25 protein-coding genes are annotated in these 23,114 nt (G+C 65.8%); 6 read left to right on the forward strand and 19 right to left on the reverse strand.

The window, feature by feature from the left end; genetic code table 11:
• Nucleotides 1-78 precede the first annotated feature (78 nt).
• From AU175_RS17100 to AU175_RS17110, 3 genes are read right to left on the reverse strand one after another with little or no spacing between them, the layout of a single operon-like run.
• Nucleotides 79-765 carry a hypothetical protein gene (locus AU175_RS17100; RefSeq protein WP_066292373.1) on the reverse strand — a complete coding sequence of 229 codons (687 nt, stop codon included), beginning with the start codon at nucleotides 763-765 and terminating at the stop codon, nucleotides 79-81.
• Nucleotides 762-1,694 (reverse strand): ABC transporter ATP-binding protein, encoded by a 933-nt coding sequence (locus tag AU175_RS17105; protein ID WP_066292386.1) that lies wholly within the window; start codon nucleotides 1,692-1,694, stop codon nucleotides 762-764. The genes AU175_RS17100 and AU175_RS17105 overlap by 4 nt, the downstream gene beginning before the upstream one ends.
• Nucleotides 1,691-2,092 (reverse strand): GntR family transcriptional regulator, encoded by a 402-nt coding sequence (locus tag AU175_RS17110; protein WP_066292389.1) that lies wholly within the window; start codon nucleotides 2,090-2,092, stop codon nucleotides 1,691-1,693. Before AU175_RS17110 ends, AU175_RS17105 begins: the two co-directional genes overlap by 4 nt.
• A gap of 128 nt (nucleotides 2,093-2,220) precedes the next feature.
• On the opposite strand from AU175_RS17110, the gene AU175_RS17115 reads away from it, so the two are divergent.
• A complete protein-coding gene (locus tag AU175_RS17115) occupies nucleotides 2,221-2,997 on the forward strand; it encodes a VTT domain-containing protein (RefSeq protein WP_066294380.1) in 777 nt (258 codons plus the stop codon).
• A 76-nt stretch (nucleotides 2,998-3,073) separates the two neighbouring features.
• On the opposite strand, the gene rdgB is transcribed toward AU175_RS17115, so the two are convergent.
• The 6 genes from rdgB to clpS form a co-directional block, all read right to left on the reverse strand.
• Nucleotides 3,074-3,766 carry an RdgB/HAM1 family non-canonical purine NTP pyrophosphatase gene (gene rdgB / locus AU175_RS17120; RefSeq protein WP_442855338.1) on the reverse strand — a complete coding sequence of 231 codons (693 nt, stop codon included), beginning with the start codon at nucleotides 3,764-3,766 and terminating at the stop codon, nucleotides 3,074-3,076.
• Nucleotides 3,763-4,521: a ribonuclease PH gene (gene rph, locus AU175_RS17125; protein ID WP_066292391.1), complete on the reverse strand. Its 759-nt coding sequence runs from the start codon at nucleotides 4,519-4,521 to the stop codon at nucleotides 3,763-3,765. Before rph ends, rdgB begins: the two co-directional genes overlap by 4 nt.
• A 62-nt stretch (nucleotides 4,522-4,583) precedes the next feature.
• Complete coding sequence (locus tag AU175_RS17130) at nucleotides 4,584-5,381, reverse strand: MBL fold metallo-hydrolase (protein ID WP_066292394.1); 798 nt, start codon at nucleotides 5,379-5,381, stop codon at nucleotides 4,584-4,586.
• The gene (murI, locus tag AU175_RS17135) at nucleotides 5,378-6,457 is read right to left on the reverse strand and encodes a glutamate racemase (protein WP_066292397.1); all 1,080 of its coding nucleotides are present in this window, start codon (nucleotides 6,455-6,457) and stop codon (nucleotides 5,378-5,380) included. The genes AU175_RS17130 and murI overlap by 4 nt, the downstream gene beginning before the upstream one ends.
• A gap of 94 nt (nucleotides 6,458-6,551) precedes the next feature.
• On the reverse strand, nucleotides 6,552-7,118 hold the full coding sequence (locus AU175_RS17140; protein WP_066292402.1) for a DUF2017 domain-containing protein: 567 nt from the start codon (nucleotides 7,116-7,118) through the stop codon (nucleotides 6,552-6,554).
• Entirely contained in the window at nucleotides 7,111-7,491 is a 381-nt protein-coding gene (gene clpS / locus AU175_RS17145) for an ATP-dependent Clp protease adapter ClpS (RefSeq protein ID WP_066292403.1), read from the reverse strand. Before clpS ends, AU175_RS17140 begins: the two co-directional genes overlap by 8 nt.
• A gap of 107 nt (nucleotides 7,492-7,598) precedes the next feature.
• On the opposite strand from clpS, the gene AU175_RS17150 reads away from it, so the two are divergent.
• Both AU175_RS17150 and AU175_RS17155 read left to right on the forward strand, forming a co-directional pair.
• Nucleotides 7,599-8,927, forward strand: coding sequence for a nicotinate phosphoribosyltransferase (locus AU175_RS17150; RefSeq protein ID WP_066294382.1), 1,329 nt, complete (start codon nucleotides 7,599-7,601; stop codon nucleotides 8,925-8,927).
• Complete coding sequence (locus AU175_RS17155) at nucleotides 8,927-9,574, forward strand: isochorismatase family protein (protein ID WP_066292405.1); 648 nt, start codon at nucleotides 8,927-8,929, stop codon at nucleotides 9,572-9,574. The genes AU175_RS17150 and AU175_RS17155 overlap by 1 nt, the downstream gene beginning before the upstream one ends.
• A gap of 81 nt (nucleotides 9,575-9,655) precedes the next feature.
• Here the strand turns inward: AU175_RS17155 and AU175_RS17160 are convergent, their stop codons facing one another.
• From AU175_RS17160 to AU175_RS17195, 8 genes are all read right to left on the reverse strand, one after another.
• A complete protein-coding gene (locus tag AU175_RS17160) occupies nucleotides 9,656-11,440 on the reverse strand; it encodes a DEAD/DEAH box helicase (protein WP_066292411.1) in 1,785 nt (594 codons plus the stop codon).
• Entirely contained in the window at nucleotides 11,440-11,781 is a 342-nt protein-coding gene (locus tag AU175_RS17165; protein WP_066292415.1) for a DUF3039 domain-containing protein, read from the reverse strand. The genes AU175_RS17160 and AU175_RS17165 overlap by 1 nt, the downstream gene beginning before the upstream one ends.
• Nucleotides 11,782-11,832: 51 nt before the next feature.
• A complete protein-coding gene (gene nagB, locus AU175_RS17170; protein WP_066292420.1) occupies nucleotides 11,833-12,615 on the reverse strand; it encodes a glucosamine-6-phosphate deaminase in 783 nt (260 codons plus the stop codon).
• 30 nt (nucleotides 12,616-12,645) lie between these two features.
• The gene (locus tag AU175_RS17175; protein WP_066292422.1) at nucleotides 12,646-14,217 is read right to left on the reverse strand and encodes a transporter; all 1,572 of its coding nucleotides are present in this window, start codon (nucleotides 14,215-14,217) and stop codon (nucleotides 12,646-12,648) included.
• Nucleotides 14,199-14,993 (reverse strand): ABC transporter ATP-binding protein, encoded by a 795-nt coding sequence (locus tag AU175_RS17180; RefSeq protein WP_066292424.1) that lies wholly within the window; start codon nucleotides 14,991-14,993, stop codon nucleotides 14,199-14,201. Before AU175_RS17180 ends, AU175_RS17175 begins: the two co-directional genes overlap by 19 nt.
• A 72-nt stretch (nucleotides 14,994-15,065) precedes the next feature.
• Nucleotides 15,066-16,163: an NADH:flavin oxidoreductase/NADH oxidase gene (locus AU175_RS17185; protein ID WP_066292426.1), complete on the reverse strand. Its 1,098-nt coding sequence runs from the start codon at nucleotides 16,161-16,163 to the stop codon at nucleotides 15,066-15,068.
• Complete coding sequence (locus AU175_RS17190; RefSeq protein WP_066292429.1) at nucleotides 16,163-17,170, reverse strand: tetratricopeptide repeat protein; 1,008 nt, start codon at nucleotides 17,168-17,170, stop codon at nucleotides 16,163-16,165. The genes AU175_RS17185 and AU175_RS17190 overlap by 1 nt, the downstream gene beginning before the upstream one ends.
• 69 nt (nucleotides 17,171-17,239) lie before the next feature.
• On the reverse strand, nucleotides 17,240-18,946 hold the full coding sequence (locus AU175_RS17195) for a hypothetical protein (RefSeq protein ID WP_442855339.1): 1,707 nt from the start codon (nucleotides 18,944-18,946) through the stop codon (nucleotides 17,240-17,242).
• Nucleotides 18,947-19,152: 206 nt separating this feature from the next.
• On the opposite strand from AU175_RS17195, the gene AU175_RS17200 reads away from it, so the two are divergent.
• A complete protein-coding gene (locus tag AU175_RS17200; protein WP_066292435.1) occupies nucleotides 19,153-20,460 on the forward strand; it encodes an AI-2E family transporter in 1,308 nt (435 codons plus the stop codon).
• A 47-nt stretch (nucleotides 20,461-20,507) separates the two neighbouring features.
• Here AU175_RS17200 and AU175_RS17205 read toward each other — a convergent pair whose 3' ends face one another.
• Entirely contained in the window at nucleotides 20,508-21,308 is an 801-nt protein-coding gene (locus AU175_RS17205) for an alpha/beta hydrolase (RefSeq protein ID WP_066292438.1), read from the reverse strand.
• A gap of 74 nt (nucleotides 21,309-21,382) precedes the next feature.
• On the reverse strand, nucleotides 21,383-21,751 hold the full coding sequence (locus AU175_RS17210) for an ATP/GTP-binding protein (protein ID WP_066292440.1): 369 nt from the start codon (nucleotides 21,749-21,751) through the stop codon (nucleotides 21,383-21,385).
• Between the two features lie 37 nt (nucleotides 21,752-21,788).
• On the opposite strand from AU175_RS17210, the gene nucS reads away from it, so the two are divergent.
• Nucleotides 21,789-22,484 carry an endonuclease NucS gene (nucS, locus tag AU175_RS17215; protein ID WP_066294386.1) on the forward strand — a complete coding sequence of 232 codons (696 nt, stop codon included), beginning with the start codon at nucleotides 21,789-21,791 and terminating at the stop codon, nucleotides 22,482-22,484.
• A 291-nt stretch (nucleotides 22,485-22,775) separates the two neighbouring features.
• A complete protein-coding gene (locus AU175_RS17220; RefSeq protein ID WP_011692441.1) occupies nucleotides 22,776-22,979 on the forward strand; it encodes a cold-shock protein in 204 nt (67 codons plus the stop codon).
• The last annotated feature ends 135 nt before the right edge of the window (nucleotides 22,980-23,114 follow it).

Consider the following 23,114-nt stretch of genomic DNA (forward strand, 5'->3'; position numbering starts at 1 on the left):
TACCGCCGGACACGGCGCTTCCTGCGTCACCGCGGCGGCCCTGTCGCGGATATCACCTGTCCGACGGCGGCCGGCTGGCTACGGCGTTGCCCGACGGAGCGTCAAGTAGGATCCGACGGCGAGCGCCACGCAGAGCACCGCGGCCCAGGCACCCATGGTGAGCGGCGTCTGCTGGACCAACCAGGCGCCAATGCTCCCCCACCACAGACTCAGCGTGGCCAGCGCAGCGAAGCCGAGCAGGAGCACCGCCGAGCCGATCAGTGAAATAAGCATCCCGGTTGTCCCCCACCGCTTGTAAATCGTGGCAAACCAGAAACCGATAATGAACATCAACATCATCACCGTGAAGTAAAACACGGCCGTGCCGTACCAGGGACCGTCCGAGACCCAGGGGATGGCGAAGAAGAAACCGTTCACACCCCAGCCATTGGTTGCCCGTTCAGCGATGCCGCCCAAGAGATAGATGGCGGTCATGGCCACAGCCAGCACAGAAAACAGGCCAAGGGTCCCCAGGTAAAAGGCGCGGCGGCTGACGCTCAGCCCCTGCGAAAACGGGAACGCCAGCGTCATGCTTTGGATGCCCAGCACCATGAAATACCAGAGCGGGGCCTGGCTGCCACCGCCGTACTTGGGCTCATCTGCGGGGATCAGCGCGAAAATGGCGACCGACAGCAGGAAGGCAGCCGCGAGGATGACCAGGGGGTTCCCCAGGTACGTCCATTTGGTGACGAGCTGCATCCGCGCCACCGCCAGTGTCCGGCTCATCGTGTTGCCTCCATTGAATCCAGTTCGGCATCGCCGCCCGGCACCCGCCGGGAGGGATGATTGATAAGGGTCTTCCGGATGACGAGCTGTTGAAGGGACACCGGGGCCACTTCCAGTCCAAGCCGGGCGGCTCCGGTCCGTTGTGCTGCGCTGAGGGTTTCGTCCACCGTGACTGACGCCAGCGGTCCCAGTGCCTCACGGTGCAGGACCTTCATGCCGGTCACGAACTCGTTCACTTTGGGTGCAGGCCCAACCACCGTCGCCGCCGAGCCGCGCAGGGCATCAGACTCGGCGTCGATCAGGATCCGCCCCTGGTCGATCACAATGACGTGGTCAAGCAGGTTGGCGACTTCGTCGATGAGGTGCGAGGACAGCACAACCGTGCGCGGGCTGTCAGTGAAGTCCTCCAAAAGCCGGTCGTAGAACAGCTGGCGGGCAACTGCATCGAGCCCCAGGTAGGGCTCGTCGAAAAACGTCAGTTCTGCCCGCGAGGCCAGACCGATGATCACACCGACGGCGGAGAGCTGACCGCGCGAGAGTTTCTTGATCCGCCGCTTGACCGGTAGTCCGAAGTCGCCAATGAGGCGCTCCGCGAAGGCCTGGTCCCAGTTCCTGAACAGCAGCCTTGCCGCCTTGAAGGCGTGGAACGCCGTGAAGTCGTCGGGATACTTCTGCGATTCCCGGATGAAGCACACCCGGGACAGGACCCGGTCATTTTCATACGCTTCCTCCCCGAAAACGAGGGCATCTCCGGACGTGGCAAAAGCCTGGGCCGTCAGGACGGACATCAGCGTGGTCTTTCCTGCGCCATTGCGGCCCAGGAGCCCATAGATCCGGTCCGCCGAGAGCCTGATGCTCACGTCGTCGAGGGCCAGGACATCCCGGTACCGTTTTGTGAGGTTCCTCGCCTCGACCACCGCGCCGTTCACGAGGCCGCGCTCCTTTCCCGGTTGCCGCCTTCTGCCGGGGCGCCGTCGGCGCCGCGGATGATCATCCTGCTGAGCTCGTCCGCAGGGATGCCCAGCTTGCGGGCCTCCGCCACCAGCGGGCGCACGTACTGCTCAAAGAATTCCTGGGTCCGCCTCGCCACCAAGGCAGCGCGGGCGCCGGTGGAAACAAACATGCCTATTCCCCGTTTCTTATAGAGAATTCCGTCTTCGACCAGGACATTCACGCCTTTGGCAGCCGTGGCCGGGTTGATCCGATGGAAGGCCGCGAACTCGTTGGTGGACGGGATCTGGGTCTCCTCCGCCAAGGTTCCGTCCACGATCTCGTTCTCAATCAGTCCGGCGATCTGCAGGAAGATCGGCCTGCTGTCGTCAATCACTGGTACACCCCGGGTTCTGTTGCCAGGAGAAGCGGCAGCCGCTTCACTGGTTCATTACTTATGTAACTAACCATACAACCGGAGGGCCGTGTTGGGTCAAGTACCCTGAGTAGGTGAACTTTCTTGCGATCAGCGACCTTGCCGTGCCCATGCTGGGGGGTGCAGGACCGGTCCAGCCGCAGCTGGCCTCATTCCTGCCCGACTGGCTGAACCCCCAGGTTTTCCTTGCCGACCCTGCCCTCGCGCCGTGGGTGGTCCTGCTCGTCTGCGGAATTGTTTTTGCCGAGACCGGCCTGCTGGTGGGCTTTTTCCTCCCCGGCGACTCAATGCTGTTTACGGCCGGCCTGCTGGTGGCCACCGACACCATCAAGTTCAACGTCTGGCTCCTGGCGCTCCTGATCACTGTCTCCGCCATCATCGGCAACCAGACCGGCTACCTGATCGGTTCCAAGGCCGGTCCTGCCATCTTCAACAAACCCAACTCCCGCCTGTTCAAACGTGAGAACGTCGAGAACGCCCATGCCTTCTTTGAAAAGCACGGCGGCAAGGCCCTCATCCTCGCGCGCTTCGTCCCGATCATCAGGACCTTCGTTCCCGTGATTGTGGGCGTGGCCCAGATGGACAAGCGGAAATTCTTCCTCTTCAACGTGATCGGCGCAGTCCTGTGGGGCAGCGGCGTCACGCTCCTCGGCTACCTTCTGGGCGACAGGATCCCGTGGGTGAGGGACAACCTGGACATCATTTTCATCGCGATCGTGCTGGTTTCCGTGCTTCCGATCGGCGTCGAAGTTCTCCGCGGCATCTCCGCCAAACGCCAGGCAGCCGTCTTCGGCACGGATGCGGTAGACGAATTCATCGAAGAGCACGCTCCCGCCAAGGACCGCAAGACCAACCTGGAAAACTGACTTTCCCTCTGGAGTTTTTGTCCAGATACGGGGCTTTGGAACCACTCCAAGTCGCCGTATCTGGACAAAAACTCTTCTACGGGAGGGGCCGGGCGAGTGCCTCGACGATGGCGGGCAGGAGCGCCCGGAAGGCCTTCCCCCGGTGGCTGATCGCATTCTTCTCTTCCGGCGACAGCTCGGCGCAGCTGCGGTCCTCGCCGATCGGCTGCAGCACGGGGTCGTAACCGAATCCGCCCTCACCCCGCGGCTCGCGCAGCAGGACGCCCTCAAGCTGCCCGTATTCCACGGTTTCGTGGGCTGTGCCTCCCGGCGCCGGCACGGCAAGTGCCGCAGCGCAGACGAAGGCCGCACCGCGGTGCCCGTCAGGGACATCGGACAGCTGGTCCAGCAGGAGCCGCAGGTTGGCTGCGTCGTCGCCGTGCCGGCCCGACCACCGTGCGGAAAAGATGCCGGGTGCCCCGCCCAGGACGTCGACAGCCAGTCCCGAGTCGTCGGCAATGGCCACCAGGCCGGTCGCCTCGGCCACCGCACGCGCCTTGAGCAGCGAATTCTCAGCGAACGTCACGCCCGTTTCGACGACGTCAGGCGCACCCGCCGCGGCGGCGTCCACTACCTGCGTGTCGACGTCGAGCCCCGGAACCTGGCCGCGCAGGAGCTCACGCAGCTCGCGGAGTTTGCCCAGGTTGTGCGTGGCGAGGACGAGCCGCGGCGCCGCGCCGTCCAACAATCTGCCGTCCGGATGCCCGCCCCCGGGTGCCGCAACGTTCACAGAACGTCCGCGAGGGTTTCGCGCTGGATCGCCGCCAGCTGGGTAGTGCCCAGAAGTGCAAGATCGAGGAGCTGGTTCAGCTCGTCCCGGTCGAAAGGTGCACCTTCCGCGGTGCCCTGGACTTCCACAAACTTCCCGGAACCGGTGACCACAACGTTCATGTCGGTCTCGGCCCGGACATCCTCGACGTAGGGCAAATCCAGCATGGGGACGCCGTCGATGATGCCCACTGAGACGGCCGCGATAGTGTCCACGAGGGGCTGGGCATTCTTCGCGATCAGCTTGTTGTCGCGGGCGAAGCGGATGGCGTCTGCCAAGGCAACATAGGCGCCCGTAATGGCTGCTGTGCGCGTTCCGCCGTCAGCCTGCAGGACATCGCAGTCCAGCACAATCGTGTTCTCGCCCAGGGCCTTGGTGTCGATGATGGATCGCAGTGAACGGCCGATAAGCCGGGAGATCTCGTGCGTCCGTCCGCCGATTTTGCCCTTGACCGACTCGCGGTCGGAACGGGTGTTGGTGGCGCGCGGCAGCATGGCGTACTCTGCGGTGACCCAGCCCCGGCCCTCCCCCTTCAGCCAGCGCGGCACCCCGGCTGTCAGCGAAGCCGTGCACAGGACCCGTGTGTTGCCGAACTCGATCAGGGCTGAACCCTCAGCCTGCTTGGACCACCCGCGCGTGATGCTGATGGGGCGGAGCTGGTCGGGGGTACGGCCGTCGGCGCGCACTACGGGCACTGCGGTTGCTTCTGAAGTCATGCCTTTAGCTTATCGACTCGTCGTCGGCCGCCCGGCCACGGACAGTCTTCCGCCCGGAGCGGCTAGATCGTGTAATGCACTCCGGCCACGGCAACCGCCACGTCGCCGCCGAAGACCGGCCGGGCCTCAGCCATGACCGTGGTGGGGGACGTCCAGACGGGAATGTGGGTCAGAAGCAGCCGGCGGGCGCCGGCGACCGCGGCAGCCTCGCCGGCACGCTTTCCGGTCAGGTGCACATCCTTGATGCCGTCGTCGCGGCCTTCCTCGAAGGCTGCTTCGCAGAGGAACAGGTCAGCGTCCTTGGCCGCTTCCTCCAGCCCGGCACAGGAATCGGTGTCACCGGAATACGTCAGCACCCGGCTGACGTTGTTGCCTTCCTTGTCCGGCTCGGTGACCTCGACGCGGAGGGCGTAGGCCTCTTCCACCGGGTGGTTCACGGCGAACGGAGTGACGGTGAACGGCCCCAGGGTTACGGGCTTGCGTTCGGTCCAGTTGGTGAAGTCGAATTCCTCATGCATGCCGGGGTCCAGCTCCAGGCCATATGCGGTGGCCATGCGGTCGGCCGTTGCCGCCGGGCCCCAGACCGGGATCCTGCCGCGTCCCCAGCCGCCCGGCTTCCAGCGGACGGCCACATGGAGGCCGCAAAGGTCCATGCAGTGGTCAGGGTGCAAGTGGGTCAGGAAGATCGCGTCGATGTCCTCGAGGTCGGTGTACCGCTGGATGGCGCCCAGCGCGCCGCTGCCCAGGTCCATCACGATCTTCCAGGTCCGTTCGCCGTCGTTGGCGGTCAGGAGATAGCACGACGCCGGCGAGCCTGGGCCCGGGAAGGAGCCCGTACAGCCAACGATGGTCAGTTTCACAGGTCAGGACCCCCGGCCCGGCCGGTCTCCACAGAGCCACTGCCCACAAAATTCGACAGCCGCCGCCGGGTGCTGGCGGTCCCGGTGGCGCCCTGTGCCGCGGCAATCATCTCGGGAGTGATCCGGGCGAGGCTTCCGGTGGGGTATTGGGCGGACACATGGTCCACGTGCCGGACGGACAGGACCTCCGGCCCCAGGAACCGGCGGGCGAGGGCTTCGAACTGACCGGCATCGCCTGTGGCGATGAAGTGGTGTTCCGGCGGGGTCGCGGCGGTCCGTTGCAGGGCATGCGTGGCCAGTGCGCGGTAGACATCCTTGGCTGTCTCCTCCGCGCTCGAGACAAGCGTCACGTCCTCTCCCATAACGTAGGAAATGACGCCCGTCAGCAGCGGGTAGTGGGTGCAGCCCAGGACGAGGGTGTCCACCCCTGCGGCCTTTAACGGCGCGAGGTATTCTTCGGCGACGGCCAAGAGTGCGGGCCCGGTGGTGATGCCGGCCTCGACGTAGCTGACGAACTCGGGGCAGGCCACGGACGTGATTTCCAGGTCAGGCGCCGCAGCAAAAGTGTCCTCGTAGGCGCGGGAACCAACGGTGGCCGACGTTCCTATAACGCCCACGCGTCCGCTCCGGGTGGCAGCGACGGCCCGACGCACGGCGGGCTGGATCACCTCGATCACGGGAATTCCGTATTTGGCGGTGTACCGCTCACGGGCGTCGCGCAGGACAGCGGCCGACGCCGAATTGCAGGCGATGGTGAGCAGCTTGACGCCGGAATCCACGAGTTCGTCCATCACGCCAAGGGCGTTCGCCCGGACTTCGGCGATGGGCAGCGGCCCGTACGGCCCGTGGGCGGTGTCCCCCACGTAGAGGATCGATTCGTTGGGCAGCTGGTCGATGATGGAACGCGCCACCGTCAGTCCGCCGACGCCGGAATCAAAAACTCCGATTGGCCGGGATCCCACGTGGCCGCCGGGAATGCTGCTGGCTGGGGACTCCGCCGCAGCTGCTGACGAATCCGTGCTCGAGGCTGTTGTCATGATTATTCGAGGATAGGTCTTCCCGGTAGTCGCGGCCATCACATTGTGGCGGCCGACTCATGTCTAATTTGTCACACTGCAGCTTATGGCCCGGGCGCAGCGCGGGGCGGACAGCCGCCGGACAGGATGTCGTTCAGGCCCGCGTGTCCAGGGACTGCAGCATCGCCTGGACCAGGGACTCCTGCAGCCACGTGGCGAAGTTGTACACGAGGGCGAGGTAGCTTTCCACGTCCTCCGCCTGGGACCAGTCCTGCATGAGATGGACGTGCTCGGCGTCTTCCTCGTCCCGGATGTCCAGCCGCTCGGCCAGAACCAGCCGGACATCATTCAGCGCCATCGACCAGTGCCTGGCACCCTCCGGGGTGAGGAGAATTTCGTCCTTGTCCAGGTCAAGGGCGGCGGCCCGCAGGGCGCCGATCTTGGTCTCCCGCAGCGAGCGCTCGGTGAGCTGGCGGAACTCCAGGGACGCGCCGTCGTCGTTTTTCATCACGTTGGGAAGGAGCCGCCTGACCGCGCGGTCCGTGGGTTCCTGGACGTCCATGTCCAACCCGATCATCGCGGCCAGCGGATCCTGGTGGGTCCGTTCCTCCGGCTGGAGCATGGAGATGACGTCGTGGATCAGGCTGCGGAGCAGCTCCCGTTCCGCGGGTTCGAGGAATCCGGTGATGCCTTTGAGTCCGTACTTAAATGCCTTAGCCACGCTTGCCCTTGCCCTGCCCTGATCCGCCAGTTTTGCCGGAGCCGCCCTGGCCGCCGGTTGCCTTCTCCACGGTGGCCCACAGCCCGAACCCGTGCATGGCCACGGCATGCCGTTCGACCTGTTCCTTGCTGCCGTGGGCGACGATGGACCGGCCCTTCTTGTGGACCTCCATCATGAGCTTGTTTGCCTTGCTCTCGGAGAACCCGAAGTAGCTCTGGAAAACATAGCTGACATAGCTCATCAGGTTCACGGGATCGTTCCAGATCACCAGGTTCCAGGGGATGTCCGGGGCGGTCAGGGAGTCTGTGGACGCCTCTGTCCCGGTCCGGGTGCCCTCCTGGGTATCAGGGCCGAGCGCAACGCTTAAGGTCATCTGTCCATTCTATGGGGAGGATGGGCCCGCGCCGGATGGGCCCACCCCGGAGCCCGCCGGGGAAGCGAAGCGAGACGTGGGAGCCGGTGGGGACTAGAGTGATTTTCGTGAGTACCTCCGCCGGCTGGGACCGTCCCCGCACGTCCTTTTACACAGACCACTACGAACTGACCATGCTGCAGGCGTCGCTCCACTCCGGTGCCGCACATCGCCGGTCAGTCTTCGAGGCCTTCGCGCGGCGGCTGCCGGACGGCCGCCGCTACGGGATTGTGGCGGGCACGGGCAGGCTCCTGGAGGGCATCGCCAACTTCCGTTTCGGCGAGGCCGAACTGGATTTCCTCGGCCGGACCGGTGTGGTCAACCAGGACACGCTGGACTACCTGGCGAACTACCGCTTCTCCGGGGACATCTGGGGCTATCCGGAGGGCGAGGCCTACTTCCCCATGTCGCCCATCCTCGTCGTCGAATCCACGTTCGCCGAAGCCTGCATGCTGGAGACCTACCTCCTCTCGGTCCTGAACCACGACAGCGCCATCGCTTCCGCTGCCTCCCGGATGATCACAGCGGCCGGCAACCGGCCGTGCATCGAAATGGGGTCCCGCCGAACGCACGAGGAATCGGCCGCCGCCGCCGCCCGCGCCGCCGTCATCGCCGGGTTCGACAGCACCTCCAACCTCGAGGCCGGAATCCGCTACGGCATCAAGACAGTGGGCACCGCCGCGCACTCCTTCACCCTCCTGCATGACACCGAGCGGGAGGCCTTCGAGGCGCAGGTCGCCTCGCTCGGGCCGGGAACGTCGCTGCTGGTGGATACGTACGACGTCGAAGCGGCCGTCCGTGCCGCCGTCGAGCTGGCAGGGCCCCGCCTGGGGGCTGTGCGGCTCGATTCAGGGGACCTCGTTGCGCAGGCCCAGTGGGTCAGGCAGCTGCTGGACGAGCTCGGCAACGAGGACACAAAGATCGTGGTCACCTCGGACCTGGACGAATTCGCCATCGCTGCCCTGCAGTCCGCCCCTGTCGATTCGTACGGCGTCGGCACGTCGTTGGTCACCGGCTCAGGTGCACCCACCGCGAGCATGGTCTACAAACTCGTCAGCCGGACCGACGACGCCGGGAACTTCGTCCCGGTGGCGAAGGCTGCGAAGAACAAGACCAGCATGGGCGGGCGGAAGTATGCCCTGCGGAAGCTCAACGACCACGGCATCGCCACCCAGGAGATCGTGGGAATCGGACGCCGTCCCGAGGACGACGGCAACGATCGGCCGCTGCTCCAGCAGTTCATGAAGAACGGCGAACTCCTTCCCGGCTGGACCGGGCACGAAGGCGTTCTTCGCGCCCGGCAGCGGCACGCGGACACCATGGCTGAGCTTCCACCAGTGGTCAACCGGCTGCAGCGCGGCGAAGCCGCCATCCCAACCATCTATGAGGAGTACTGATGTCACGCGCCTTGATCATTGTGGACGTCCAGAACGATTTCTGTGAAGGCGGTTCGCTGGCTGTGGCCGGCGGCGCGGACGTAGCCGCAGCCATCAGCGATTATGTGGACGCCCACCACCTTGAATTCGACCACATCGTTGCCACCCAGGACTGGCACATCGACCCCGGTGATCATTTCTCCGAGGCGCCCGATTTCAAGGACAGCTGGCCACCGCATTGCATCGCGGGAACCAGGGGAGCCGAACTGCATCCGGACCTGGACACCGAATACATCCAGGCCTACTTCCAGAAGGGCCAGTTCGCGGCAGCGTACTCGGGCTTCGAGGGTCTCCTCGCACCTGAGGACGCCGTACCCACCGGGGACCGCCAACCCGGAACCCTTGCCGCTGGCGCTGTGGCGGGTGATCCCGAAACGTACGCTGCGGCCGACGACGCCATCGGGCTTGATGACTGGCTGCAAAGCCACGATGTGGAGGACGTCGTGGTGGTGGGGATCGCTACGGATTACTGCGTGATGGCAACCTCACTGGATGCCGTCCAGGCGGGCTACTCCGTGACTGTCATCCGCTCCCTCACCGCGGGCATCGCCGAAGACCTTGAGGATGCTGTTGCCGAGATGGAGCTCGGCGGCGTCGACGTCGCCTGATTGCCTGTTGCTGCGAGAGTGGCCCCAGTGCTGTGCACCGGGGCCACTCCTTTCCAACGTCACCGCTGCTTCACGCCACGGCTATTTCCTGCCGATGAACCAGTCCTGGAGCTTCCGCAGCCTTGACTGCAGCTGTTCCTCGTTGGCCTGGGCCACCGGCGGGCCCCCGCACACCGTCCGCAGCTTGGTGTGCACCACACCATGCGGGGTTCCTGTCCGCGCAGACCAGGCCGCCACGTTCTTGGCCAGCTCATTGCGCAGGTCCATAAGCATCCGGTGGTCCGGGACGGAGGGAGCCGCAGGGGCCTGCTCAGCGGCAGGCGAGCGCCGGTTCTTGCGGCTTAGCTGGTCGTGCTGACGCTGCCGGAGCAGGGTTCCCACCTGCTCCGCGTCAAGAAGCCCCGGGATGCCCAGGAAGTCCAGCTCGTCTTCTGAACCCACCTCTCCCCCGGTGCCGAACTCGCCGCCGTCGAACAGGACACGGTCGAAGGAGGCCTGCGAATCGAGTGCCTCGAACTTGCCCTTGGTCAGGCTGTCCGACGCTTTGTCCTCCCGGTTGGCCTCGGCCATGAGGGAATCCTCGGGATTGAACAGTCCGTCGGCGTCCTCTTTCTCGGGGCGGTCCAGTGCGTGGTCCCGTTCGGCTTCCATCGAGTTGGCCAGCGCCATCAGCTGTGGCACGGACGGCAGGAAGACCGACGCCGTCTCACCCCGTTTCCGGGCACGCACAAAGCGGCCAACGGCCTGGGCGAAGAACAGCGGCGTGGAGGTGGACGTCGCGTACACACCCACGGACAGGCGGGGAACGTCAACACCTTCGGACACCATCCGGACGGCAACCATCCACCGCTTCTCGCTCGCGGTGAATTCCTCGATCTTGCTGGAGGCTTTCGCGTCGTCGGAAAGAATAACGGTGGGTGACTCGCCGGTGATCCGCTTCAGCTGGCCGGCATAGGCCCTGGCATCCTCGTGGTCTGTGGCGATGACCAGCCCGCCGGCGTCCGGGACTGTACGGCGCACCTCGCTGAGGCGTTTGTCCGCGCCGGCAAGGACGGCCGGAATCCATTCGCCGGCCGGGTTCAGCGCCGTCCGCCAGGCGTGGGAGGTGATGTCCTTCGTGACCGCGGCTTCGCCAAGCGAGGCGGCCATCTCCTCCCCGGCACTGGTACGCCAGCGCATCTGGCCGGAGTACGCCATGAACATCACGGGGCGCACCACATGGTCCCGGAGTGCGTTGCCGTAGCCATACGTGTAATCCGCTTTGGAGCGCCGGATGCCGTCCCGGTCCTGGGCATATTCCACAAAGGGGATGGGCGAAGTGTCGGACCGAAAGGGAGTACCTGTCAGCGACAGCCGCCGCGCCGCGGGATCGAACGCCTCGCGCAGGCCGTCGCCCCAGGACAGGGCCTCGCCGCCGTGGTGGATCTCATCGAGGATCACCAGGGTGCGGGCGGCCTCCGTCTTGGCCCGGTGCAGCATGGGTTTGCTGGCGACCTGGGCGTAGGTGACTGCCACACCGATGAACCCGCGGCCGTGCTGGCCGTCGGAGTTCTTGAAATTGGGGTCGATGGCGATGCCAACCTTGGCGGCCGCGTCTGCCCACTGTCGTTTCAGGTGGTCAGTGGGCGCAACGATGGTGACGCGGTTCACTGCACCGGATTCGATGAGCATGGACGCGACACGCAGGGCGAACGTGGTTTTGCCTGCGCCGGGCGTTGCTACCGCCAGGAAATCCCGGGGTCCGGTAGTGAAGTAAAGGTCAAGGGCTTCCTGTTGCCAGGCACGGAGTTTCGGGGCGGTTCCCCACGCTGCGCGTTCCGGATAGGCCGGAGGCAGGGTGGGGCCGCCAAAGAGCGTCTCCGTCACTACTTGTTGTTGCCCGAGTCCCCTCCGGGACCCTTGCCGCCGTCGTTGCCCGGGCGGAGGCCCTCATAAACCTCTTTGCACATGGGACATACCGGGAACTTCTGCGGATCCCGGCCCGGCGTCCACACTTTGCCACAGAGGGCAATGACGGGCTCACCCGTCAGCGCGGATTCCATGATCTTTTCTTTGCGCACATAGTGCGAGAAGCGTTCCCGGTCTCCGGGCTCCACTTCCTGGCGCAGTTCCTCGCGCTCAATGGTGGCCGTGGACGTTCCAGCCCCGGAAAGCTCGCGCATCGGGTCGTTTTCGAGAGGGTCCGTCATGCTAGTCATGGCATCCATCTTAGCCTTTCCGGAACGGTGGCGTCCGACGCCGGGAGGACCGTTTCGCTCTCACAGCCCCTGCCAGGCGGGTTTGTTGTCATAGGTGTGCCGGTAGAAATCCGCCAGTTTCAGTGAGGACGCTGCGGCCTCATCCAGGAGGATGGTGGCATGCGGGTGGAACTGCAGGATGGAGGCTGCGCAGATGGCGGAGACTGGTCCCTCGACAAAGTCGCGGACCGTCGGGGCCTTCTGCGCTCCGGTGGCGATGAGGACAACGTGCCGGGCCTCGAGGATGGTACCCAGCCCCTGCGTCACCACGTGGTGCGGCACCTCCGCCAGGCTGGGGAAAAACCTTGCGTTGTCCCGGCGGGTCTGCTCGATCAGGCTCTTGATCCGGGTCCGCGACGCGAACGACGAGCCGGGCTCGTTAAAGCCGATGTGCCCGTCCGTGCCGACTCCCAGGAGCTGCAGGTCCACTCCGCCCAGGGACCGCATCTGGTCCTCGTAGGCACGGCATGCTGCCGGCAGGTCCTCTGCGGCACCGTCAGGAGTGTGCACGTTCTCCGGCAGGATGTTCACCCGGTCGGTGAACTCGCGCCTGATGACCTCGCGGTAGGATTCCGGGTGCCCGTGCTCGAGGCCCACGTATTCATCCAGCGCGAACGCATGCGCCGCGCTGAAGTCCAGCCCGTCACGCTCGTGCCGTGCCGCGAGCTCGTCATAGACGGGAAGGGGGGAGGACCCTGTGGCCAGCCCCAGGACCGCGTCGGGTTTGCGCCGGAGCAGCGCTTCGACGGCATCGGCCGCCAGCTGTCCTATTTGCTTGCTGCCTTGGAGGATGACAACTTCCACTACCGGCCACCTTTCTGGCGTACTGCGGATTCAGCGGTTAACAGTCAGCTGGGCCAACAATTCCGGCCCGCGGGCGTCAAGCCATCTGCCGCCCAGCCGGACTCCGACCACAAAAAGCGAGAGTCCCAGTATCACGCCCACTGCCAGGTTGATCCACCCGAAAAGGGCATTTCCCGTGACCAGGTGCGCGATGAACAGCCCCACTTCGGGCAAGACCAGCAGGCTCAGGATTCCCATGCCGGCGAACTGCACAGCCAAGGTCTGGCCCACGTTGCCCGGGGGCTTCTTGAACGGGCTGTCTCCGGGCAACGGCACGGCCACGGTGTAGCGTGCAGACACCACGGACGACAGTCCCAGCCCCGTGAACAGGATGCCCAGGCTGAGGCCCAGCTGGCCTGGCAGGGCGTCCCAGCTGCCCGTGAAGAGGCATTGGCCCACGGCGAAGACCAGCACCACCGGCAGGGCGAAGGCGAGGCAGGCGAGCGCCCGCCCGAGCCGGTCATCGGTTCCCTTGACTCCCGTGGCCAGGTGCAGGGCGAAAGCCGTGTTGTCGTAGGAGACGTCCGCCGAGATGGACCAGGCCAGCAGGAACGCCGCCAGGGGTGCTGCGAGCGCCAGGGTGGCGTAGTCACCGCTCTGGCTTCCTTGGAACACCAGCAGGATGGGCAGCAGCGGAACCACTACGAGCGAACCTGAGTAGCGGGGGTCCCGCAGCCAGTAGGTCAGCGCCCTCGCCGTTACGGCACCGGCAGGGGTGGGCGGCAGCAGGCCGAGGAGTCCCAGTTTTCCGCCTTTCCGGCTTCCGCTTCCGGAATACGGCGGATTGACCAGGGCCCGCTCCAGCAGCAGCTTCCAGCACCAGGCGAGGCCGCCGAGCGTGGCCACCGCGACCAGGAACTTGGCTGTCGCCGCCACGGGGGCTCCGGCGGCAATCTCGCCGCCAAGGGACCAGGCCGCCCCCAGCGGCGTCCAGGAGAGTGTGGCCGCCAACTCCGGCAGGAAGCCTGAGGAGGCGGAGACACCCCTGCTCACCCCTGCCACGATCGGACCCATGAGGACCAGCGGGATCATAAAGACGATGGCGCTGACATCTTTGAAGCGGCGCGAGGACGCGAGGCTGGCGGTCGCAGTGGTCACCACCTTGGACAGGACCACACAGCTCAGGACGCCGACGCCGGCACCGACCAGTGCGGCAACGGCCGGAAGGGGGCCCCGGGCCCACGTCCATACGGTGGCGAGCGCCACGAGGGCAGTGGCGACGCCGGGAATGCCGATCAGCCCGCCAAGGGCCAGCCCGGTCAGGAGCTGCCGCATGGGAATCGCGGAGGTGGTGAAACGCGCGGGATCCAGCGTCATGTCTGCAGCGGCGGCGGCCACGGGGATGATGCCCCAGCCCAGGAGGGCCGCCGAACCGCCGAGCACCACTACAGTCTGGGCCAGTTCCGGGTCAGCGCGGCGCAAGAGGATTAGGGCCACGACCAGTGAGCCCACCAGCCCCAGCGCGTACAGCCCGCCGAAGGCCATGCCCACCAGCTGCCAGGGACTGCGCCGGAGGCCGTTGCGGAGCAGGGTCAGCTTCAGCCTTAGAAGGTGCGCAACCATTCCAGGCCTTCCGTGTGGTTGCGTCCGCCCACCAGCTGGACGAACCTCTCCTCCAGGGACGCGCCGGCCCGGACCTCGTCCACCGTCCCGGCCGCGAGCAGCCGCCCGGCGGCAACGACGGCAACGTGGTCGCACATGCGCTGGACCAGGTCCATGACATGGCTTGAGACGATGACCGTCCCGCCGGAGGCGACGTAGCGGTCCAGGATGGCGCGGATGTTTGACGCCGAGACGGGGTCCACGGATTCGAAGGGCTCGTCCAGCACCAGCAGCCGCGGCGCGTGGATCAGGGCCGAGGCGAGGGCGATCTTCTTCGTCATGCCGGCCGAGTAGTCCACCACCAGCGTGCCGGCGTCCTGGCTGAGGTCCAGGGCCGACAACAGCTCCCCTACCCGGGCAGCCAGGACGTCCTTCTCCATGCCGCGAAGCAGCCCGGCATAGGTGACCAGCTGCTCGCCGGTGAGCCGGTCAAAGAGGCGCACCCCGTCCGGGAGGATCCCCATCAGCTTCTTGGCCTCCAGCGGCCTGGCCCAGACATCCACGCCATGGACCACCGCAGTACCGAAGTCGGGCCGCAGCAGGCCGGTGGCCATCGACAGGGTGGTGGTCTTCCCGGCGCCGTTGGGGCCTACAATGCCAAAAAATGAGCCGGCCGGGACGTCGAGGCTGATGCCGTCGACGGCGATTTTCCCGCCGAAGCGCTTGGCGAGCCCGCGGATGGACAGGGCAGGAACGGGGCCGGCGTGCACCGAGGGATCAGGATGCGGAGCAGTCATAATGCCAGAGTAGCCCTACGGTCCCGCCTGACGGGTCCTCCCGCAGGAGTAGGGGCAAAGGAGTAGGGGTGCCTAGAACGAACGCCGTGGCACGGCACGTTCATACTGCGGTGCCCAGGCAAGGTCGTGGCCCAGTTCGAAGGCTGCACGCAGCCACCAGTGCGGGTCCCGCAGCGCCGCACGGGCGATGAAAACGCCATCGGCCTGGCCGGTGGCAACAGCGTGCTCGGCCTGGCCAGGCGAGGTCAGGAGGCCTACGGTGCCGGTGGGGACACCTGTTTCGCGCCGGATCCGTGCTGAGAAGCCGGTCTGGTAGCCGGGACCCGGCTGGATCTCCTGGTGCGCCACTGCTCCCCCGCTGGAGACATCGATGAGGTCCACGCCATGTTCGTGGGCCTGCGCGGCCAGGCGGATGGAGGCCTCGATGCCGATGCCGCCCTCCGCCCAGTCGGTGGCGGAGATTCTGAGCAGCAGGGGCATGGACTCCGGCATGACGTCACGCACGGCGTCGATCACGGCGAGCGTCAGGCGGTTCCGTCCGGCTTCGTCCCCGCCCCACGAATCAGTCCGCAGGTTGGTCAGCGGGCTCTGGAACTGGTGCAGGAGGTAGCCGTGCGCGCCGTGCAGCTCGAGGGTGTCAAAGCCGGCGTCGACGGCCCTCACGGCGGCAGCGGCGAAGTCGCTGACCACCCCCTGGATCTGTTCCTCGCCCATCTCGGCAGGTTCGGCATAGCCGTCGAAGGCCGACGGCGACGGGCCCACCGTGGCCCAGCCGCCGTCGGACTCCGGGACGCTGCCGCGCCGGCCCGAAAACGGCCAATACGTGGAGGCCTTACGCCCGGCGTGCGCGAGCTGGGCGCCGATCTTCGCCTCTGCGGCCCCGTGGCGGTGCACAAAAGACGTGATCCGTTCCCACGCCTCAGCCTGTTCGTCGTTATACAGTCCGGCGTCCCGCGGGCTGATGCGCCCCTCGGCACTAACGGCCGCCGCCTCCGAGAGGATGAGGGCGGCGCCGCCGGCCGCGAAAGAGCCCAGATGCATCAGGTGCCAGTCGTTGGGCACGCCAGGGGCGCCGTCGGGTCCGCAGCTGTACTGGCACATGGGTGACACCCAGCCGCGGTGCGTCAGCTCCAGTGAGCGCAGCTTCAGCGGCCGGAAGAGTGCCGGCACTAGAACAGCACGCGTGCCAGGCTCTGCCGGGCCTTCGCCACGCGCTCGTCGGAGCTGCCCACGACGTCGAAAAGTTCCAGGAGGCGGACACGGGCCGTTTCCCGTTCCGGGCCGAAGTTCCTGCCGATGAAGCTGACCACGCGGTTGAGGCCGTCTTCCACATGGCCGCCGGCCACGTCGAGGTCCGCAACGCCGAGCTGGGCGTCAAGGTTGTCCGGCTCCTCGGCTGCCAGGGTCCGCAGCGCCTCGGTCTCCTGGGCGGACAGGGACTGAAGCCTTGCCATCAGCTCCACCTGCGCCAGGCCAGCCTTGGCTTCGGCGTCGGCAGGCATCTCCAGCAGCGCCTGGCGGTAAGCGGCGGCCGCGGCGTTGTAATCGCCCTCCTCGATGGCGTCGTATGCGGCCTGGTGCAGCGGAGGAAGCGGCGCCGGTTCGGTTTCGGCTGGCGTTCCGTTGCCCAGGCTTCCGGTGACGCCGTTGGCCGCCGCGACTTTCAACAGTTCATCGAGCAGGGCCTGCACCTGTGCCTCGTCCGCACCTCCCTGGAAGAGCGGAACCGGCTGGCCCTTGAGCACTGCAACCGCGGTGGGCACGGCCTGCACCTGGAAGGCCTGAGCCAGCTGGGGGAAGGCGTCGATGTCCGCGGCGCCCAGCACCAGGCGGCCGCCATAGCTGTTGACCACCCGTTCGAGCGTGTCCAGCATCCCGGCGGATTCAGGTGAGTAGGCGGCCCACAAAGCGAAGACGACCGGCACTTTGGCCGAGAGTTCCACAAGCTCCTGGAAGTTGCCTTCGGTAACGTTGACCCGCAACGGACCCGGGCCCGCCTCGGAGGTTCCGGCGGAATCGCCTGGAACGGGCGGATTGCCTGGCGCGTTGCCAGGAGGGGTGCCGGGGCTGGCAGGTGGCGCCTGTCGCTGTTTCAGAGCGGAAAGGTCGACGGCGCCTCGCAGGTTAAGCAGGCTGGCAGCGGCTGGAGGGACTGGGCGGGAAGCTGGCGAACTCATGCTTTCCACTCTAGCCACTCCGGCCGCTGCCGGGTGCAATACACAGGAGGCTTGTACGCCCGCTGCCGCTTACTTGAAGCTTGCTCCGACCAGTCCGCGGGTGGCGGCGACGAGCTTGATGGGGTCCGTTGAGCCCGCGGGCGGGACATAGAGCGCCATCGACTCGGCGAAGTTCAGCACCATGCCGGTAGTGGTTTCCTTGCCCCCGGCGAGCGCCGCAGCATCGTCACCGATGGTGAGCTTGTCTCCGGACGCCTTGGGAGTGCCGTCGAACGCGAAATTCAGGCGGCCCAGGACCAGCGCGCCGCCGTCGGCCGTGCGGAACACCACGGTGCTTTCCGGCACCACCTTGTGGGTGAAGGTGAAGTTGCCGTTCTCGCCGGACTTGACCACTTCGGCCTGGTAGGAAAGGGTGTCGGCGATGTACGGCGAGGACTCCCCTTCCACCAGCTTGTCCTTGAAGGTGGAGTCCGCGGACGTGAGGCGGTCAGCCAGGCCTGCGAGGGCCTCCTCACCGCTGTAGAGGAGGCCGGTCTTGTCACTGGCCGCCAGCGTTTCCGTTCCGTCCCTTCCGATGGACGGGAACGTGGTGCCCGGCTGCAGCGGAGTGGTTTTTACGAGCTTGTAGTTCTCGCGCGGCGATGACTGAACCAGGGTCAGCAGTTGGGGCACCACGTTGCCATCGCCCTGGGTGACAGCCAGGACCTGGCGCGGCCAGTCCCGCTCGCTGGTGACAACGGTGGTGAGCAGCTTCGTGGAGCGGACAGGCATCCGTGCCTCGTAGGAGCCCACCTGGGAGCGGATCTTGTAGTTCTGCGTCCGGACTTCCAGTTCGGTTCCGCCCACGCGGTCGGCCAGCTTACCCGCGTCCTTGGCTGCGTCGCCGGCGTCGGCGGCACTGGAAACCTGCTCCAGGATGCGCCGGAACTGCGCGTCAAGAAGGACGGGCGAGGACTGGGCAGCAGCGCCTTCGCCGGCGGCGGAAGCCGTGGGCTCCGTGGAGGGGGCAGGAGTTGTGGTTGCGTTTGCAGCCACGCCAGTTCCGGCCACCACGGCAGCAGTGACGGCAGCAGTGACCATGCCCGCGCTCACCATGCCCAGGCGGGCCGAGGACCGGGCCTCCGTCTTAGCGTTTGCCCGCTTGGCGAACACGCTTCCCTGCCCCGTGCCGTCGCCGTTCCGAGTGCGGGCAGAAAGGACAGCCAGAGCAATGCCGGCAAGGATCAGCAGTCCGCCAATAACCATCAGCGGGATGGCCCACGGCGTCGAGGTGTCATTCGGGAACGTCATCGACACGGTGCCCGGAGCGGCCTTGGTGCCGTCGGAGGCCAGCAGCAGCGACCATTCACCGTCCGCGGGAGGAGTCCACGAGTAGTCCAGTTCGCCACTTGCGTTTTCGCTGGATACCCAGAGATCCGAGCCCCCAGGGTTGGGGGCCGTGGGTTCACCGTCGGAGTGCTCCACCTGAAGGGCCTTGTTGCCTTCGGCGACCCCCGTAACGGTGTTGTGGGCAGCCTGGCCAACCCACGCGTCGATGTCGTCCGGACGGCCGGCAGCAAGGATGAAGTTGCCGTCACCCTTGATATTGATCTTTACCGTGCCGCCGTGAAGCGTGCGCAGGTTCTGGTCAATGACGGTCAGCGGCGCCTCGGCGGAATCTGTGGGTACCGAGGCCGTGAAGGTCTCGGAGGGAGCCCAGATGGTCTTCTGGCCGATACCGGCCAGGAGTGTCAGGAGGCCGAGCAGCACAAGTGCGACTGCAGTCTTGAAACGCAAAGGAAACACCAATCATCAGCGGGGGTTTAGTTCAATAGTAACCGTTTTGTTACCAATAGCTCAGTCGGAGGCTTTCGGCGGCCATCCCTGGCTCCCCGACTTAAGCACTACTCCCTGCTGTTGACAAGGCTGCTGATAGTGTTTGCGATGATCATCACACCGGCCCGCAGCCGCGGCGCCACGCACGGAACAGGCCCCAAGAAGCAGTGACTGACAAGACGGAAGAATCCCCCGCGGAACAGGACAATCCACCCGCCGTTCCCGGGAAGCAGGCTGGGCCGCAACAACCTGTTCCCGCCCGGCGGACAGGGGCGACAGCTGCCCTCGGGGCCGTGCTGCGCAGGCTCCGCCAGCCGTTGCCCGGCGCGCAGCCCCGGCTTCGTTTTGAAATGCCGCCCGAGTACTCCCCTCAGGATGAGGGCCCCGGCACCGAAGCGGTGCAGTCACCGCCACAGTTTGGCCAGCCGGGGCCGCGGATATCGCCGCAGCACCCGCTCTACCTCGGGTTTATGGGCACGGTGGGAGTGGGCCTGGCCCTGCTGGTCTACTGGATCGGCTCCAACACCACGCAGCTGCTGCTCTGGATTGTCGCGGCCCTCTTCATCGCGCTTGGCCTGGATCCGGTGGTGGGCTGGCTTGAGGGCAGGAAGATTCCGCGCCCCGCGGGCATCCTGATCTCCGTATCGGTACTGGTGACGGCGGTGGTGGGGTTCTTCGCCACGCTGATCCCCACGATCGTGGAGCAGGTCACGGAAATCGTCCAACAGGCACCGGTCTGGGTGCGCGACTTTATTGATTCTGATTTCTTCCGCAGCGTCGATGACCAGTTTGGCGTCCGGGACCGGATTGAGGACGAATTGAATAAATTCGTCAACAATCCGGAGGCCATGAGCGGTATCTTCGGCGGGGTGGTGGGGTTCGGGTCAACGGTGGCCAACGGGCTTTTCGGCACCCTGATCGTCCTCGTGCTGAGCCTGTACTTCCTCGCGGCCCTGCCCGCGATGAAGAAGTGGGGCTACCGCCTGGCACCCCGGTCCCGCCGGCCGCGCGTGGAGGCGCTCTCTGAGGAAATCACGCGCTCTGTTGGAAACTACGTCATCGGCCAGGCGTGCGTGGCATTGCTGAATGCCACTTTCGCCTTTGTGGTGATGTCCATCCTGGGCATTCCATTCGCCGTCCTGCTCGCCTTCGTGGTGGCGCTGCTGGCGTTCATCCCCCTGGTGGGCGGCCTGATTGCGGCGGTAGTGGTGCTCCTCGTATCGCTGACGGAGGGCTGGCAGACGGCCGCCATCTACGCGGTATGCTACTTCGCCTACCTTCAGTTCGAGGCGTACTTCATCTCCCCCCGCATCATGCAGAAGGCGGTGGCTGTCCCTGGGGCGGTGGCCGTTATTTCAGTGATTGCCGGCGGCAGCCTGCTCGGCATCCTGGGCGCACTGATAGCCATTCCCACAGCCGCCGCCATTCTCCTGCTGGTCAAGGAGATCTACATCGCCCGCCAGGACAAGCACTAGGCTGCAGCAGGCACCGGTCCGCGCCAGCAGCCGTGGCTGAGCCCGGGTCAGGCGGCGGCGGTGGCCACCGGGCCATCCCATTCCTGGGCCAGGCCGCCCGGACCTGAGCCTTCCTCCGTCACCTCATCCACGATTTCATTGAGCACCCGTGCAGCGTATTTCTCGCCCACCCACAGGTGCTTGGCGCCGTCGACCCCCACGACGCGTGCCTGCGGAACAAGCCGGAAGCGATCCGCAGCGGCCTCAGGCCGCAGGTAGTCGTCGTGTTCGGGGACCAGCACGGTCAGTGGCTTGCCGCTCTCCGCCCACGCGCCAAGGTGGGCATCAGAGGCCCGGTGCAGCGGCGGGGACAGCAGCACTGCGCCTTCCACCTGCGAAGCGACTGGCTCCACTGCGCCATACATGAGTGCGAGCTCGGTGCCGAAGGACCACCCCACCAGCCACCGGTTGGGCAGCTGCCTTTCGACGGCGAACCGGACTGCGGCCTCGACGTCGAACTTCTCGCCGATGCCCTCTTCAAACGTACCGTCGCTGGTCCCGCGGGGAGAAGAGGTTCCGCGCGTATTGAACCTCAGCACGGCCACGCCCGCCAGTGCCGGAAGCCGGTACGAAGCCTTCCGGTACACGTGCGAGTCCATAAACCCGCCGTGTGTGGGAAGCGGGTGCAGCGTGATCAGCGTGGCGTTGACCTGGCCCGATTCAGGGAGCGCCAGCTCGCCAACCAGGGTGTGCCCGTCCGCCGTGTGCAGCTCCACGTTCTCGCGCCTGGCAGGGAGGACGGTGGAGGCACGGATGGGTGCGGGGCCTTCAGGCTGGATAAACTCGTACGACGCCGGATCAAAGGTCATGCCTGCCAGCTTAGCGACTCTGTGCGGTCTGGATTCATCCCCGGTTCCGGCGCGCAGCACGGCAATGCGCGGGCTCAGCGGTAGCGGTAGCTGCGCGACGCCCAGCAGTTGGTGTGCCAGTGGCGGCGCTCGGCAAGGCCTGCGGCCGCGCCGAAAAGGTGGTCGCCCTTCCAGACCACCAGGTGCGCCACGCCCGGCGGGACGGCCATAAAGCAGCCGGGGCAGACATAAGACTTTTCCGCGTTCCTGGCTGTCATGGTCCTGACCATCCACTCGCCGTCGGGGGCGCTTTCACGGCGGGCGATGCCGGCCCTGGCCCGTTCCAGGTCGAGTTCCGGGACCTCGCCGTTTCCCTTCTTGCCCGCTGTCTTTCCGGCCGGGCCCGACTTTGCAGCCGCACCTTTTCCGGTGGCAGGACGGCGGGGGCGGTTGGAACGCGGCATGCCTCCATTCTGCCCCAGCCCCGGTAGTGTGTACGGCGTGCGACTTGTCATAGCCCGATGCTCCGTTGATTATGTTGGCCGGCTCAAAGCCCATCTCCCCCTTGCCACCAGGCTCCTGCTGGTCAAGGCCGATGGCTCGGTGCTGGTCCATTCAGACGGCGGCTCCTACAAGCCGCTGAACTGGATGAGTCCCCCTGCCACCCTCCGCGTCTCTTCCCCGGAGGACGTCGACCTCGAACTGGGGGTTACGGAACAGTGGACTGTCCAGTCCGCCAAGACCGATGACCGGCTCATCATCAACATCCACGAGTATCTCCACGAGTCCTCGCACGACCTTGGTGTTGACCCGGGCCTGATCAAGGACGGTGTCGAGGCGGATCTCCAGCGCCTGCTCGCAGATCAGATCGAAACCTTGGGTTCCGGATTTTCGCTGATCCGGCGGGAGTATTTCACCGCCATCGGCCCGGTGGACATCCTGGCGCGGGACGCCACGGGGGCCACGGTGGCCATCGAGCTGAAGCGCCGTGGCGATATCGACGGCGTGGAACAGCTCACCCGCTACCTTGAACTCCTGAACCGGGATCCGTTGCTGGCCCCCGTCCGTGGCATCTTTGCGGCCCAGCAGATCAAGCCGCAGGCCAAGGTCCTGGCAAACGACCGTGGCATCGACTGCGTCACCCTCGACTATGACGCCATGCGCGGCATGGACGACAGCGAATCCCGGCTTTTTTAGGCCCGCGCCGCACCGCCGGAGTGGCGAAGCGGCCCTGACAAGGGCGTTTACGCTTCTTTTACCCAAAATTTATCGGTTTGGCTGTCTGGACCGTTGACCTGACGGTCCTGTCATGAAATTCTTATCTGAGTCTTTGTGTAGGTGTTTTTCATGCTCGCAAGACATGTTGCGAGCGCGAAGCTCCTGCAGGGCCGGTTCCCAGGAACGGGCAGTCCAGGATTCTTCTCGCGGAGTAACCAAGGCCAGCACGAAGTGTGCTGAACTTAAAAGTTCCATAATGAGGAGAAATAAATGGCACAGGGAACCGTCAAGTGGTTCAACGCTGAAAAGGGCTTCGGCTTCATCACCCCGGATGACTCCGATGGCGATGTCTTCGTTCACTACTCTGAGATCCAGACCGGTGGCTTCAAGACCCTCGACGAGAACCAGCGCGTTCAGTTCGAAATTGGTCAGGGCGCCAAGGGTCCCCAGGCTACCGGCGTTACGCTGGTCTAGTCCCCCGCCGCCGGCCGCATGTGCGGCCCCTGCGAATTAATGATCCCCGGCGTTATTGCCGGGGATCATTTTTTGTCATGCGCAGCAACGGTAATTGGGCGGAACCGAAATCCGAAGGATTCCGGCATTTCCGGC

It is taken from the genome of Arthrobacter sp. B6, from assembly GCF_001663775.1.
Lineage (GTDB): Bacteria > Actinomycetota > Actinomycetes > Actinomycetales > Micrococcaceae > Arthrobacter.

Coding starts and splice junctions, on each gene's coding strand:
- AU175_RS17180 (WP_066292424.1), bottom strand. CDS start 14,993: ATGACTGCTCCGCATCCTGATCCCTCGGTGCACGCCGGCCCCGTTCCT.
- AU175_RS17155 (WP_066292405.1), top strand. CDS start 8,927: ATGTCACGCGCCTTGATCATTGTGGACGTCCAGAACGATTTCTGTGAA.
- AU175_RS17205 (WP_066292438.1), bottom strand. CDS start 21,308: ATGACCTTTGATCCGGCGTCGTACGAGTTTATCCAGCCTGAAGGCCCC.
- murI (WP_066292397.1), bottom strand. CDS start 6,457: ATGGCCGCGACTACCGGGAAGACCTATCCTCGAATAATCATGACAACA.
- rph (WP_066292391.1), bottom strand. CDS start 4,521: ATGACTTCAGAAGCAACCGCAGTGCCCGTAGTGCGCGCCGACGGCCGT.
- AU175_RS17210 (WP_066292440.1), bottom strand. CDS start 21,751: ATGCCGCGTTCCAACCGCCCCCGCCGTCCTGCCACCGGAAAAGGTGCG.
- clpS (WP_066292403.1), bottom strand. CDS start 7,491: ATGACCTTAAGCGTTGCGCTCGGCCCTGATACCCAGGAGGGCACCCGG.
- AU175_RS17190 (WP_066292429.1), bottom strand. CDS start 17,170: ATGAGTTCGCCAGCTTCCCGCCCAGTCCCTCCAGCCGCTGCCAGCCTG.
- AU175_RS17100 (WP_066292373.1), bottom strand. CDS start 765: ATGAGCCGGACACTGGCGGTGGCGCGGATGCAGCTCGTCACCAAATGG.
- AU175_RS17220 (WP_011692441.1), top strand. CDS start 22,776: ATGGCACAGGGAACCGTCAAGTGGTTCAACGCTGAAAAGGGCTTCGGC.
- AU175_RS17175 (WP_066292422.1), bottom strand. CDS start 14,217: ATGGTTGCGCACCTTCTAAGGCTGAAGCTGACCCTGCTCCGCAACGGC.
- AU175_RS17165 (WP_066292415.1), bottom strand. CDS start 11,781: ATGGATGCCATGACTAGCATGACGGACCCTCTCGAAAACGACCCGATG.